Raw genomic sequence first — 13,487 nt, 5'->3', positions numbered from 1 at the left:
CAAAAGATCGGGCGCGATGTGCCAAGGCGTCGATCCCGGAGACGGTCGAGTTTGCGACCAAGCCGAAGATGGCGCGCGCATGGTCGAGGCGGCGCTCGATGCCGGCGTCCCGTGCGCTTACGTTCTAGGCGACTAGCCTTCGCCGGATACTGGAAGCAGCTCGCGAGCAGCCCTATGGCGGTTGGAGGCGCTCACTTCGTGCGCCGTGGAGGGAATCGTCGGCTTGAGGAAACCTCGCCCGAGGAACTGGCCAGCGAGTTCGCGCCCGAGGGTCTGTCATGCGGCAGGTGAGGCGCCAAAGGACGCTGGGGTCCTCGTGTAGGCGCGGGGCCACCTATTCATCACGATTCCTGTGTCGAACATGCAGCCGCGGGTATTTCTACCGAGCCGGGCGGCGGCCATCTAAAAACGCGATAGCACCGGCCGGGACATTATATTGGCGCGTTGAACGCCGCGTGGCCCATACTCCATAAGAGAATGCCAACGCGCAACAGCTGCCGTAAACTCGGCGCTAGGTCGCTTGAATACCTGCAATAGGCGAACCATGACCGAAGCACCGCATCTTACGTTTGATCTCGATACGCCTGGCGTCAGCCGGGGGCATCTTGTTGTCCCAGGGGGGGGCGACCGCGGAGAGCTTTCGCTCCCGGTCTTCAGTCTCAACAAAGGAGAGGGACCACGCCTTCTTGTCACCGGCGGAAATCATGGCAACGAACTGGAGGGACCACTTGTTGCGCGACGGCTTATCGAGTGGCTGCCAGACGCGCAAACCTGCGGAAGGGTCATTATCCTACCGGTGCTCAATCCATTGGCAGTGGAGGCATGGAGCCGCAATACTCCGCTCGACGGCTTGAATCTCAATCGCGTGTTTCCGGGCCGCGCCGACGGCTCGGTAACCGAACGAATTGCGGATGCTGTTTCGCGCGTATTGTTGCCAATGGCCGACACTGTATTTGATCTGCACAGCTTCGGACCAACATGGGAATTTCCACCTGCAGTCATCACCCATCCTATTGCTGATGCCGATCTCATGGCCAAGACGCTACAAATGGCAGAGGCATTCAAGTTACCCGTGACATTGCTCTGGGAACACGACGACACGACTGGAATGTTCGATACTTGGGCACATAGCCAAGGCAAGATATTCGTTTGCGCTGAATTGGGCTGTGGTACGGTCAGCGCAGAGGCTCTGGCGGTCTATGAAGCTGGAGTCCGCAACGCGCTCATTGCGCTTGGACTCGTGGAAGGAAAAGTCGAGAATGTGTCTTTCCGTCGAAAGAGGTCGAGTCAGACACTTGAGACGCACGTGTCTGACGGGCTCAAATCGCCTGCAGCGGGCATCTTCGAACCTCGCTGCTCAGTGTTGGATGAAGTGAAGCACGGAGATCTCATAGGTGTCTTGCATCCAATGGATTCGCTTTCTGCGGAGTCCATTGACATCCGGGCGCGGGAGCCATCCATCGTCTTAGCCATACGATCCGGCGCGCATGTCGACCGCAATGAAGGGGTAGCGTTCGTTGCGCGGCCGCTGAAGATCTAAAAAATTGAGTGCAGACCAGCCAGCGCCCGCAGCTGCAAATTTAATTCCCCCGGAATGAATCGAATGACTGAATTGCAGATCAAAGACGTCCTCCTCGCGCCGGGCACAGGCGCATTCTTCTATGACGATCAAGCTGCCATTAGGTCCGGCGCAATCCAAAACGGTTTTGTCTATGTGGGCGAAACCGTCACTCCCGACTTCAAATCCATTCGTGTTCCGGCATCTTCGCTAAGTGTCGGGCTTGTCCTTACCGACCAGACCGTTGTTTGGGGCGACATGATGGGCGTTCAGTACTCTGGTGCTGGCGGACGCGATCCTTTATTTAAAACCGCTCAAATTTCGGATTTGACGTCACGGGTCGTGGCGCCGCGGCTTCTGGGCGTCGATGCGTCTTGCTATCTTGAGGCCTGCTCGAAGGCTTTCGAGTCCCATGAAGATAAGCGGCTACCACTCCCTATTGAGTACGGCGTCAGCCAGGCGCTGCTTCGAGCGGCAGCCCATCTTCACCGTACGACGATGGCGGAGATCGTGTGCAGTGAATTTGATCTGCCGCTGCCGACGCGCAGGGTGCCGATCTACTGCCAGAGCGGCGATGCTCGCGAAGTCAACGTGGACAAGATGATTCTAAAAGCCGTGGATGTGCTTCCCCACGGCCTAATTAACTCGCGGCAGAAATTCGGCGTCGGCGGCCAGACCTTCATGGAGTTCGTGACGTGGGTTGCAACGCGTACGCGGCAAATCGGCCGCCCGGGTTATCATCCGGTGCTGCATTTTGATGTGTATGGCTGGATCGGCCAGGAAATCGGCTTGGAGCTGCAAAGCGTCGCCGACTTCATCTGCAGGGTTGCAGATACCGTCCCGGATTTCGTGCTCAACATTGAGTCCCCGGCAGATTTTGGTTCGACGCAAGCGCAAGTTGAGAACTACGCTGGGATCGTATCGATTTTGTACAGCCGGGGTTCCAGTGCCCGCATTGTCGTGGATGAGAGATGCAACACGCTTGAGGATATTCGCCTCTTTGCCGAAGCGAGGGCCGCGCATCTCATTCAAATCAAGACCCCCGATGTTGGCTCATTGGCTGACACGGCACGTGCCGTGCTCCTGTGCAAAGAGAACGGGGTGGGGGCGTATGTCGGGGGTAGCTGCACCGAGACTGATCTCTCTGCCCAGACATCGGTCCACATATCGGTGGCGACTCAGGCCGACATGATGCTTGCAAAGCCTGGAATGGGCGTCGACGAGGCATTCTCGATCGTTGGGAATGAACAGAACCGGTTGCTGGCGATGCTGAATAGTCGTCGGGCTCAAAACGAAAATGTTGGATGACTAGCGCGGTGTGTAGCCATGCAGAACTGCCTTGAGGGGATCACCGTCGTTGCTGTGGAGCAGGCCGTTGCTGCACCATATGCATCGTCTCGCCTTGCGGATGCTGGCGCCCGGGTGATCAAGGTTGAGAGGCCTGAGGGAGACTTCGCGCGGAATTACGATAAGTTGGTGCGGGGGCAAAGCGCTTATTTCGTGTGGCTCAACCGGGGTAAGGAATCAGTCTGCCTGGACTTGAGGTCGGAGGCGGACTGTACCGTGCTGGATTCGCTAATCGCCGCTGCCGACGTCTTTATCCAGAACTTGAAGCCGGGCAGCATCGAGAAACTGGGTTTCGGGTCTGCCGATCTCCGCCGTCGCTTTCCGCGGTTGATCACATGCGACATTTCGGGGTTTGGGCAGGGGGGGCCATTTTCCCACCTAAAGGCTTACGATCTCATCGTCCAGGCCGAAACTGGTCTGTGTGCGATCACCGGTACTCAACAGGGACCCGCCCGGGTAGGGGTTTCGGTTTGCGACATCTCGGCAGGTATGACAGCACATAGTGCCGTTCTTCAGGCGCTGTATCACCGCGAGGTCACCGGCGAGGGCGCTAGCATTCAAGTGTCCCTTTTCGATGCCGTCGCTGACTGGATGAATGTACCGGTTCTGCAACACAACTACAGCAGCTACCAGACGGTACGCGCGGGCGTGAAGCACCCCTCACTGGCGCCGTATGGCGCCTATCGCTGCTCCGATGGCAAAGACGTCATCTTCTCCGTCCAGAATGACCGAGAATGGGTGAATTTCTGTGTCAAATTTCTGAAGCGACCCGAGCTCACACGCGCACTTGGTTTCGCGGACAATATGGAGCGCCTCGGTCACAGTGCGCAACTTGATGAGATCATTGAACGGCGTTTTTCCGAACTATCCTGCCACGAAGCAATGCAGGAGCTTGAGGCGGCCGGTTTGGCATATGGGCGACTGAACGAAGTGGCGGATATTTCAACGCATCCACACGTCCGCAGGGTCGCGATTAGCACCCCTGAAGGAACCGTAGAGGCGATAGCCCCGGCGGCGATCTTCAACTCTGAGCCACCCTCATTGCGCCCAGTGCCGGCTCTTGGTGCTCATACGGAGGCTGTCCGCGAGGAGGTTCGAGCAGGCGTGGGCGCAAGCGCGGCGTCAGCATGAGCACGCCTGTTGTCGGGAAGGGGGCGCGATCGCGATTTACAGAGTACGTGCCAGCTCCTGGTCCCTCCCAGTGCCACGGCCGCCCAGCAATCTCACTGACATCGCCCGCGCCAGAATATACCCCAGAGGCGACTTTATGAAGAACACCGTTCCGGCCGTTGAAAGCCCGATCTCTGTTCCCCGCTGGAGATCTCTGCTCTTCGTGCCCGCTCATGTTCCGCGCTTTGTGGAGACGGCTCATGACCGCGGGGCAGATGGCGTCATACTCGACCTAGAGGACTCCGTTCCCCAGGATCAAAAAGATGAGTCACGAAGGCAGCTTTCTGCGTCCGTGACAAAGGTGGGCCGCAAGGGCGCATATGTTTTAGTTCGCGTGAATCGTGGTTTGCGCGCCTTGGCGGCAGATCTCGATGCAGCCGTGATTGCGGGTGTTGATGCACTTGTTCTTCCGAAGACGGCTTCGGCAGAGTGGGTATCAGAGATTGCGAATGCTGTTTCGGAACTTGAACGAGAAAGAAATCTTGCCCAGGGACGCATTCGATTCGTTGCCCAAATAGAGACTCCTGGCGCATTGCAAAGTCTCTCAGCCATTGCCTCGTCACATCCCAGGATGGTCGCAATGGCCCTTGGCCCTGAAGACTTCAGTGCCGCTGTTGGCGGCGCCCCGGAATTCGACCTTCTTTTGACACCGAATCTTTCCGTTCTGTTTGCGGCTCGCGCCGCTGGCTTGCTACCGCTTGGTTTCATAGGAAGTATCAGCGAGTTCTCAGACAATGATAGACTTCGTGAGGCCGCGGCCCATGCGCGGCGGCTTGGCTTTACCGGAGCTTTGGCGATCCATCCAAATCAGGTTGCCATATTCAATGAGGCTTTCTCACCAAGCCCACAGGAACTCGAGTGGGCCCGTCGTGTCCTCGCGGCGGAAAAAGATGCGACGGCGCAAGGCAGAGGCGCGTTCGCATTGGACGGAAAGATGGTCGATCCACCGGTTATTCGAAGGGCCCGAGAAATCATCGCGACGGATCCGGGCGCCGAGTTGACCGTTTGAGTCCTCAGCGGGTTGATCAACAAGACTGGGACGACGACAGCAAGCGTCAGCAGCTCGGCACAATTATTGCTGTCGCGCCATCATGTTTCAAGATAGATTACGTCAATTGCAGTCCGCCCTCGGAAGAGTACCCGTGGAAATCAGGCAGTTAAGATACTTCGTTGGCGTGGTCGAAGCAGGCAGTTTCACGAAGGCCGCTGGCTTTCTGAATGTCGCCCAGAGTGCGCTGAGTCTGCATGTACGCCAATTGGAGGAAGGCTTCGGCACTCAGCTGCTGATACGCGACAGGACCGGCGTGAGCGTGACGGCGTCAGGAGCCAAACTGCTCGAGCGGGCGCGGGCAATTCTCAAAGAAATTCGACTTACCGAGGTGGAATTGACCAACACAGCCGCTTCCCCTGCCGGGGAGGTGACTATTGGCATTCCGTCTGGAGCTGCTCGCGTCCTGAGCGGCCCGCTGCTTGAGACGGTAAGACACGAACTGCCCAAGGTGTCCCTCAAGATGGTCGAGGGTATGACGGGACCGCTAGAGGAATGGATGGCCGCTGGACGCTTCAATCTGGCGGTTCTGTACCGCACAGCAGACAGTGTGGGGCGAATGACGGTGCTAGCGCGCGAAGACCTTTGTCTGGTGGTTCCGTCCGGCGAGCCACCGTTTGAAGATGCGATATCTCTGGCCGACCTGCATGCATTCCCCCTGGCGGTTCCCATGCGCAACAACAATGTCAGGCGTTCGGTGGCTGATGTCGTCGCACAACACGGTTGCGCGCTGGACGTCAGGTTTGAAGTGGACTCCCTCTCAACGATCATCAACATGGTCGTAGAGGGAAAAGCGCATTCTATTCTCGCCCCGTCTGCGGTTCAGAAAGAAGCCTCCCAAGGGCTGGTCCGGACTGTCAAGATCGTCGATCCGGTGATTACTCGGTCCGTGGTGCTCGCTGTAAATCCCAAAGATGAGCGTTCTGCGGCCGTTTCTGCGGTCCGCAAGCTCATTCCGAAGGTCGCCAGAAAATTGATTGAAATCCGGGACTGGGCGGCGGTGGCGCCTGAGGCGACCTGACAAACTAACCTGTAAAGCTGGGCATGATCTTTCGGCCATTAGGACCAGCCCGATCTGGATTCCAGATGGATTTCGGCAATATTCGATATTTGACCCGCCGCGACCATCGCGATGAAACTGGCTCAAGCAAGTTCAGCAGTTTCGATATCGAAACTGCGCTCGTATGCAAGAATTCAGTCAAGTGGAGCCCGCGATGTCCGACGCCAAGAGCTACGAGCTCTTCATTAATGGCAAATGGCGAGCCGGTGGTAGCCGAGCCACTTTGCCGGTGATCAACCCGGCGACGGAGAAGGTATTTGCCTCAGTGGCCTCGGCTACGGTTTCAGACTTGGATGAAGCTCTTGCTTCGGCAGAACGCAGCCGCAAGGCGTGGTCCTCACGACCCGCCAAAGAGCGTGGCGAGATCCTCGTCTCTGCCGCCAGCATTCTGGCAGAGAAAGCTGGAGTCGCAGCCAGGGACCTGTCGTGCGAACAGGGAAAGACGATTGCCGAAGCGACAGGAGAATACGCGCGCGCAGTCGAAACGCTGGAATGGAATGGCCGGCATGCCGATGAGTTGTCGACCCCGATTCCGTTGGGTCCGAACAGGATGATCGTCCCGGAGGCCGTCGGTGTCGTCGCTGCCTTTACGCCGTGGAACTATCCAGCCGTTCTCATCGCCCGCAAGCTCGCCCCCGCGCTGGCGGCAGGCTGCCCGGTGATCCTCAAAGGGGCCGAGGAGACGCCAAGCGTGGCTGTCCATATCGTGGAATCTTTGCGTCAAGCAGGGATACCGGAAGGCGTGGTCAACCTGGTGTTCGGTGTTCCTGTGCATATATCGCGGCATCTGCTCAGTTCGCCAATTGTGAAAGTCTTGACGTTCACGGGGTCGACCGCTGTTGGAAAACAGCTGGCCACGCTGGCCGCGAATAATCTGCAGCGCTGCATCCTTGAGCTCGGTGGACATTCCCCGGTTATTGTGTGCGAAGATGCGGATCTGGCAAAGGCGATACCGGCTATTTCGGAATACAAATTCGAGTGCGCGGGCCAGAGTTGTAATGCGCCCAGCAGGATTCTTGTCGCCCGATCCCGCTATGAGGAATTCCTGTTCCGGATTACGGAGGCGGTACTAAAAATCAGGATCGGACCACCGGATGACCCTGCAACGCAAATGGGGCCAATGGCAAACGCGCGGCGAATAGAGGCCATGCAGCGCCTGACCAAGGATGCGGTAGAAGGCGGCGCCCGCATCGAGATCGGTGGCATCCCCCTTGACCGACCGGGATTTTACTGGCCGCCAACCATCCTGACGGGCGTACCGAAGGAAGCGACAGTGCTTCATGAAGAGCCGTTCGGACCGATCCTCACTGTGGCGCCTTTCGATACGATCGAAGAGGCGATCGATGAAGCCAACGCCACGGAGTACGGTCTGGCCGCCTACTTGTTTACTGGCGCGGCCGATACGCAACAGAAGCTTGTCAGCGGTCTTTCTGCGGGCGCTGTTAGTGTGAATTACCTGAAAGGGGTTTCCGCGGATGCCCCTTATGGAGGCGTCAAGCAAAGTGGCTATGGATATGAAGGCGGCGAGCAGGGGGTGCGAAGCTTCCAGATTCTGAAAATGGTCAATGGCCTCGGTTCATTTGGATAAAATCCGGTGGGAAACAGAACACGGACCATAGCCGGTAGCGACATCACAAGGAGCGTCGCCGACGCCCTTCAGTACATCTCGTACTATCATCCTCCAGATTATATCCGGTCTCTTTCTCACGCATACACGCGAGAACAGAGCCCGTCTGCGAAGAATGCCATAGGTCAGATTCTGCTGAACTCCCGCATGGCGGCCTTTGGGCGGCGCCCGATTTGTCAGGACACCGGACTTGTGGTTGTCTTCGCAAAGGTCGGCATGGATGCCCGCATTAAGTCAACGGCCAGTTTCGCTGATCTTGTGAATGAGGGCGTACGTCAAGCCTATCTCGATCCGGACAATCCCCTTCGGGCATCGATCGTTGCGGATCCCCTCGCTAGACGGGTCAACACCCGAGACAACACGCCGGCAGTTGTCCATGTCGACCTGGTGCAAGGTAACCAGATTGAGATCACCATCGCCGCAAAAGGCGGCGGGTCGGAGAACAAGGCACGTTTTACCACCCTCAATCCCAGCGCGTCCGTTTCCGACTGGGTGGTCAATACCGTTTCGACTCTTGGCAGCGGGTGGTGTCCACCTGGACTGATCTCTGTCGGCATCGGTGGTAGCGCTGAAAAGGCGATGCTGCTGGCCAAGGAGGCCATGAACGAGCCCATCGATATGGCGGAACTGATCGAAAGGGGGGCGTCAAGCGCAGAGGAGGGGCTGCGGATTGAGCTTTATGAGCGGATCAACGCGCTTGGTATCGGCGCCCAAGGCCTTGGTGGTCTGACGACAGTCGTTGACATCAAGGTTGCGACCTATCCTACTCATGCAGCGTCCAAGCCTGTGGCGCTCATCCCGCAATGCGCCGCCAACCGGCACCTGAAGTTCACTTTGGACGGCTCTGGACCCATCAGCCTCCAGCCGCCCGATTTGCGCGAATGGCCCGACATCGGAGCCGACGAATTGAACCCAGCCGGCGTCCGGCGGGTCAATTTAGATACGCTGACGAAGGAAGAGACGGCATCGTGGCGCTGCGGTGAAACGCTCCTGCTGTCTGGAAAGATGCTGACGGGCCGTGACGCTGCCCACAAACGAATGGTCGAACTGATCGATGCCGGCAAGCCGCTTCCAGTCGATCTGCGGGGACGCGTGATCTACTACGTCGGTCCCGTCCGGGCAGTGAGAAATGAGGTCGTTGGACCTGCCGGTCCAACAACCTCCAGCCGCTTGGACGATTTTACGAACAAGGTGCTCGCCGAAACCGGCCTTTTCGCGATGGTGGGCAAAGCGGAGAGGGGACCGGCGGCCATCGCGTCGATTGTAAGACACAGAACGCCATACCTTGCTGCAGTGGGTGGCGCTGCTTACCTGATTTCAAAATCGATCAAGGCGGCGCGGATCGTTGCCTTTGAAGACCTGGGCATGGAAGCCATCTATGAATTCGAGGTGCAGGACATGCCTGTCATCATGGCTGTCGATGTTGAGGGAAACTCCATTCACAATTCCGGGCCTCTTGAATGGCGGAAGCGTATGGCGGCAGACAGCATCGCACGCAACATCGGCGTTTGAGTCTTTCCGTTGGGCGATTTCGGCCAGACTCCCGCGCCAAATTGTCGGGCAAGCCGTAAGACGAGCGGCATTTGCGGTGCCATGCGCCTCGGCGAGCCGGACGAGCAAGGCCTTCAATTCACTCCAATAGCTGAATGTGCCAGTGAATACTGCATTGAATATGCCGTACACGCGATCGAGGCTCGAATGCCGTCGCGGCGTCTATCAAGTACGGCAGCGGAGTTCAGTAAATGGGTTATCTATTCTATCAGGAGGTCTCCGCCGCGGCCGGCTATCCTCTCCAGCTGCATCATTGCCCCGTTAGGCGTCGGGGCGATAGCCAAACTACTTCTGCAGCTTTTTTCAGCTGATCGCCCTCCCTCAGCTGATTTTCGTACCCCATTCTGGCACATCTCGGGCCTGGAACGGATGCCTTCCACTGCTACATTCGGTCGTTTCAATTGATGATAGAATTGATCGGCACACAACGCGATCTCGATCGCTGCTTGAGAGCATAGGTTATGAAGTCGAAACCCGATCCCGTGCAACTCGACAGTTGGGACGTCCGGATTCTCTCCGAAATTCAGGCAGACGGTCGGATTTCAAAAAGTGAGCTTGCAAAACGAGTTCATCTTTCGGCGTCCGCCTGTTCGGAGCGGCTCCGAGCACTCAAGGCCGCAGGGATTATTGAGGGATTTTATGCGCGACTGAGTCCTGCCCTCATCGGCGGCATGATCTTTGTGATGGTGGAGGTCGTGCTGGATCGTCATCGTCTTGAGGACCAACGACTCTTCGAAACTGCAATCCAAGAGATTCCGGAAATCCTGGACTGCTGGGCAATTGGGGGGCGCGTGGATTATCTGATGCGGGTCGCATCTCGTTCTATGGCCGCCTATCAGGATTTCATGGAGGGACTGCTGCAGGCAGGCTTGGGGATTGATCAATACTATAGCCTTGTCGTCACGAAACCAGTGAAGTCCAATTCACCGATACCTTTGTCCGCCCTGAGGCAACGGTGAAACCGAAAGTTTAAGTTTCAACGGTGTTTGGCACGGATCCCGTAGATTCGTCGGCAAAAGGCGCCCATTCCGACGAAACTCAAGGGACATTTGCGGTATAGTAATTGCTGGAAAAACGTGGCCGAGCGCTATGATGGCGAGGAAGGACGATGCGCTTGAGCAATCTGGAACCGATCATTCCAGGAGACGGATCGAAGCAGCCATCGGACGCACTTGGCCAGCACGGTTACGGCGAGAAGCCAAACCGGATCGTGCCGGGTTGAGGAGGTCCATATCTAAGATGCGAAGTGCCGAAAAATGCCTCTACCGCTACTTCAAGGGGGGGAACTTTCGCCCTGGATTGGCGATCAGTGGCGATTGAGCTTAGTCGCGGTCAGCGCATCCGTGTAGGGGGCGAATCTACAGCGAGGGTTTGGCAAGCCGACGGGTAGCGGGAGTGCAAGCTGGCCCGCTCGGCCTTGGCGACCAACCCGGCCGACGCCTGCGGACATTCGGAGATCGCTCCATCGCGTTTTTACGTCCTAAGTTCGTTGCTGATCGAGATTAGGAGATCGTCTGTCCTGTTTGACATTGCTGGTCTCCGCAGCCTTCTAAGCGAAGAGCATGGCTGTGCCGGGGTCGCGTAGGTGGGTGACAAGGCCGGTCACTCCTGCCACCCGACGTGGTCTTTGAGAAGGTGGAGGTTGCGCTACCGGCTGGAGAGCATGGTGCCAGTTTTCACAAGACAAGGGTCGCTTAATCGAATGGGCGTCAAGTTCATAGATTGCGAACAGATCATGGGGGGATTTGAATAGTGCTACTGACCGAGGCAGAGCTGAAAAGAGTTGCGAATGCCAGTCGAGGACATAGAGCCGCATCGATCGTTCTAAAGGAAGAGACGGCCGCAGCTACAGCCAGATCGTCATTCGACGTTTTTCTGTCACATTCTTTCAAGGACGCAGAGATCATTCTCGGTGTGAAGCGAATTTTCGAGGAGCTTGGGTTCACTGCTTACGTAGATTGGGTCGAAGATTCACAACTGGACCGCACAAAGGTCTCCTCGGCCACCGCCGAGTTGCTGCGGACCCGTATGAGGCAGTCAAAGACGCTTATCTATGTGCATTCAAACAATTCTCCAGGATCCAGATGGATGCCTTGGGAGCTTGGCTTTTTCGATGGGTTTCGGACCGCGGTAGCGGTTCTGCCCGTGGCAAAAAATTCTTCGGAAACATTCTCCGGGCAAGAATTTTTGGGCCTATACCCTTACATTGATGGGACAGGACCTGCATTCCTGTTTATGAACAGAGGGACCGCGCCTCGCTCAAGAATAGGCTCTGTAAGCTCGACTGCTAACCTCACGTTTGCCAAATCCTGGCTTAAAGAATTTACCGCCACAAAATAGACTGGTGTGCTTCAAAAATGAAATATCCTGGACTCTATAATAGCGCCGACGTGGCATCCAACGAGCAGCAGGCGACGTTTCTCCGCCTGATCCGGGCAGAGTACGTTCTTCTTTTTTTAGCGTCGGTGCTCTCTTTGGACTTGTCGTCATCAAAAGCCTATTTCGGTGTCTATGCTGCGGTATTTCTTTGCTCAATGGGAGTCCTCATTTTCCGGTCGGTCACAAAGCCCGAGCAGGTCTGGTATCAGGCTCGAGCTCTGGCAGAGTCGGTGAAGACATTGACTTGGCGCTTCGCGATGCGAGCACAGCCGTTCGATGACGCGCGCGCGGCTGACGCCAGAGCTGATTTTCGAAAGCTCATGGAAGATATCCTTGATAGCAATCGTCACCTTGGTAGCGCGTTGAGCGGCACCGATTCAGCATCGCCCCAAACAACGGACGAGATGATGTCGATAAGGGACTCCCCGCGAAAAGAACGAAAAGACCTATATCTGCAGAGACGAATCTGCGACCAACGGAAGTGGTACGAGAAGAAGGCGCGCTCGAACAAGAGGTCCGCGAAAGTCTGGATGGGCCTTGGTATTTTTGCATACGCTCTGGGATTCTCGTTCATCGTAGTACGCATCGCTGACCCCGCGATGCCAGGCTGGCCGACCGAGCCGCTAATTGTCATCGCCGCCTCCCTTATCGGGTGGACCCAGATCAAGAAATTTAACGAATTGGCATCGGCTTACACGTTGACAGCTCACGAGATCGGCTTGACTGCCGACCTTATTACGGACGCCAACTCGGATGAGGCATTCTCCGCCGCGGTGAACGAAGCCGAACTGGCTTTCTCACGGGAGCACACCCAGTGGGTTGCTCGTCAAAACAACTAAGAGACAACAATGGCATACAGCGATCCGACCTATGTAATATTTGACGGCGATGAAGACGCTTGGGCATACCGCTTTATGAAAGGGTGGAACGCCAGCGAGAATGTGAGTTTTGAATTCGCGAACGCTCACGATCTGGACAATATGACGAGCCGAGCACAGGACGAAGATTATGTTAAACGCAATCTTCGCAACAGAATGAATGGATCGAGCCAGGTACTTGTCCTGATCGGTGAGAAGACGAAAAACCTTTTTCGCTTCGTGCGCTGGGAAATGGAATTGGCTCTTGATCTAGGTCTGCCGATAATCGCAGCAAACCTTAACGGCTCGCGGCAACAAGATGTGAGCTGTCCGCCTATCATCAGGGACAAATGTGTTGTGCACGTGCCGTTCAAGATGAAGGCCATCAAGCACGCGCTAGCCAATTGGCCGAGCGAATTTCATCGGCTTTCAAACGCTCAGCGTGGCGATGGCGCCAGGAGCTATGGCGAAAGCACCTATCGCGATCTCGGCTTATAATCGCCCACCTAAAAGCACTTAGCCGCCCAAACATCCTCGCCATCCGCTGGCGGCGACTAGCCTTAGCAACGTCCGCCAGCGTGTTCCGAGCTTGCCGAGCGATGATAAGAAGAGACGTCCGATTTGCTGAGTTTGGCTGAAAGCTGCAGGTCATGTGCAACCTATTAGAGGAGCCCCGCTCGAAGCGTCGGATCGTCAGACAAGATCACGTCGCGCGAGGGCGCTGGTTTCGCGAGGAAAAGGAGCGGCTGTTCGACGTTTGAGGCTTGATCCAGCGTTTCGAGACTGCACGAGCGGCCAGCATTGATGGAGGCATGCTGCCGCCTCCTGCGAGCCGCAGCTCGGCTCGCCCTGCGCAGCAACCACGAATTTGCGATCGCAAGAAAGGCAAC

10 protein-coding genes are annotated in these 13,487 nt (G+C 56.8%); all 10 read left to right on the top strand.

What is annotated here, in order from left to right; genetic code table 11:
• Window positions 1-544 precede the first annotated feature (544 nt).
• The 10 genes from EOC94_RS31190 to EOC94_RS31145 all read left to right on the top strand — a co-directional run bounded on the left by EOC94_RS31190 (window position 545) and on the right by EOC94_RS31145 (window position 13,095).
• A complete protein-coding gene (locus EOC94_RS31190) occupies window positions 545-1,540 on the top strand; it encodes a succinylglutamate desuccinylase/aspartoacylase family protein (protein ID WP_127295355.1) in 996 nt (331 codons plus the stop codon).
• A gap of 72 nt (window positions 1,541-1,612) precedes the next feature.
• Entirely contained in the window at window positions 1,613-2,866 is a 1,254-nt protein-coding gene (locus tag EOC94_RS31185; protein WP_127295361.1) for a methylaspartate ammonia-lyase, read from the top strand.
• Between the two features lie 18 nt (window positions 2,867-2,884).
• Complete coding sequence (locus tag EOC94_RS31180) at window positions 2,885-4,036, top strand: CaiB/BaiF CoA-transferase family protein (protein ID WP_127295353.1); 1,152 nt, start codon at window positions 2,885-2,887, stop codon at window positions 4,034-4,036.
• Window positions 4,037-4,172: 136 nt separating this feature from the next.
• Window positions 4,173-5,084: a CoA ester lyase gene (locus tag EOC94_RS31175; protein ID WP_127295351.1), complete on the top strand. Its 912-nt coding sequence runs from the start codon at window positions 4,173-4,175 to the stop codon at window positions 5,082-5,084.
• Window positions 5,085-5,217: 133 nt separating this feature from the next.
• Window positions 5,218-6,144: a LysR family transcriptional regulator gene (locus tag EOC94_RS31170; protein ID WP_127295349.1), complete on the top strand. Its 927-nt coding sequence runs from the start codon at window positions 5,218-5,220 to the stop codon at window positions 6,142-6,144.
• Between the two features lie 193 nt (window positions 6,145-6,337).
• Window positions 6,338-7,771 (top strand): NAD-dependent succinate-semialdehyde dehydrogenase, encoded by a 1,434-nt coding sequence (locus EOC94_RS31165; RefSeq protein ID WP_127295347.1) that lies wholly within the window; start codon window positions 6,338-6,340, stop codon window positions 7,769-7,771.
• 6 nt (window positions 7,772-7,777) lie between these two features.
• A complete protein-coding gene (locus EOC94_RS31160; protein WP_127295345.1) occupies window positions 7,778-9,322 on the top strand; it encodes a fumarate hydratase in 1,545 nt (514 codons plus the stop codon).
• A 500-nt stretch (window positions 9,323-9,822) separates the two neighbouring features.
• On the top strand, window positions 9,823-10,320 hold the full coding sequence (locus EOC94_RS31155; RefSeq protein ID WP_127204329.1) for an Lrp/AsnC family transcriptional regulator: 498 nt from the start codon (window positions 9,823-9,825) through the stop codon (window positions 10,318-10,320).
• A 1,398-nt stretch (window positions 10,321-11,718) separates the two neighbouring features.
• On the top strand, window positions 11,719-12,579 hold the full coding sequence (locus EOC94_RS31150; RefSeq protein WP_095488148.1) for a DUF4231 domain-containing protein: 861 nt from the start codon (window positions 11,719-11,721) through the stop codon (window positions 12,577-12,579).
• Window positions 12,580-12,588: 9 nt separating this feature from the next.
• Window positions 12,589-13,095, top strand: coding sequence for a TIR domain-containing protein (locus tag EOC94_RS31145; protein WP_063169304.1), 507 nt, complete (start codon window positions 12,589-12,591; stop codon window positions 13,093-13,095).
• Window positions 13,096-13,487 lie beyond the last annotated feature (392 nt).

The sequence above is a fragment of the Mesorhizobium sp. M6A.T.Ce.TU.016.01.1.1 genome (assembly GCF_003997065.1).
GTDB classification, from domain to species: Bacteria; Pseudomonadota; Alphaproteobacteria; order Rhizobiales; family Rhizobiaceae; genus Mesorhizobium; species Mesorhizobium mediterraneum.
Note: the sequence above shows the minus strand (reverse complement) of the source record. Positions and strands in the feature narration are given on the sequence as shown.

What these genes read in the sequence shown, in the direction of transcription:
- EOC94_RS31190 (WP_127295355.1), top strand. Translation starts at nt 545, where the DNA reads ATGACCGAAGCACCGCATCTTACGTTTGATCTCGATACGCCTGGCGTC.
- EOC94_RS31145 (WP_063169304.1), top strand. Translation starts at nt 12,589, where the DNA reads ATGGCATACAGCGATCCGACCTATGTAATATTTGACGGCGATGAAGAC.
- EOC94_RS31175 (WP_127295351.1), top strand. Translation starts at nt 4,173, where the DNA reads ATGAAGAACACCGTTCCGGCCGTTGAAAGCCCGATCTCTGTTCCCCGC.
- EOC94_RS31155 (WP_127204329.1), top strand. Translation starts at nt 9,823, where the DNA reads ATGAAGTCGAAACCCGATCCCGTGCAACTCGACAGTTGGGACGTCCGG.
- EOC94_RS31165 (WP_127295347.1), top strand. Translation starts at nt 6,338, where the DNA reads ATGTCCGACGCCAAGAGCTACGAGCTCTTCATTAATGGCAAATGGCGA.
- EOC94_RS31150 (WP_095488148.1), top strand. Translation starts at nt 11,719, where the DNA reads ATGAAATATCCTGGACTCTATAATAGCGCCGACGTGGCATCCAACGAG.
- EOC94_RS31180 (WP_127295353.1), top strand. Translation starts at nt 2,885, where the DNA reads ATGCAGAACTGCCTTGAGGGGATCACCGTCGTTGCTGTGGAGCAGGCC.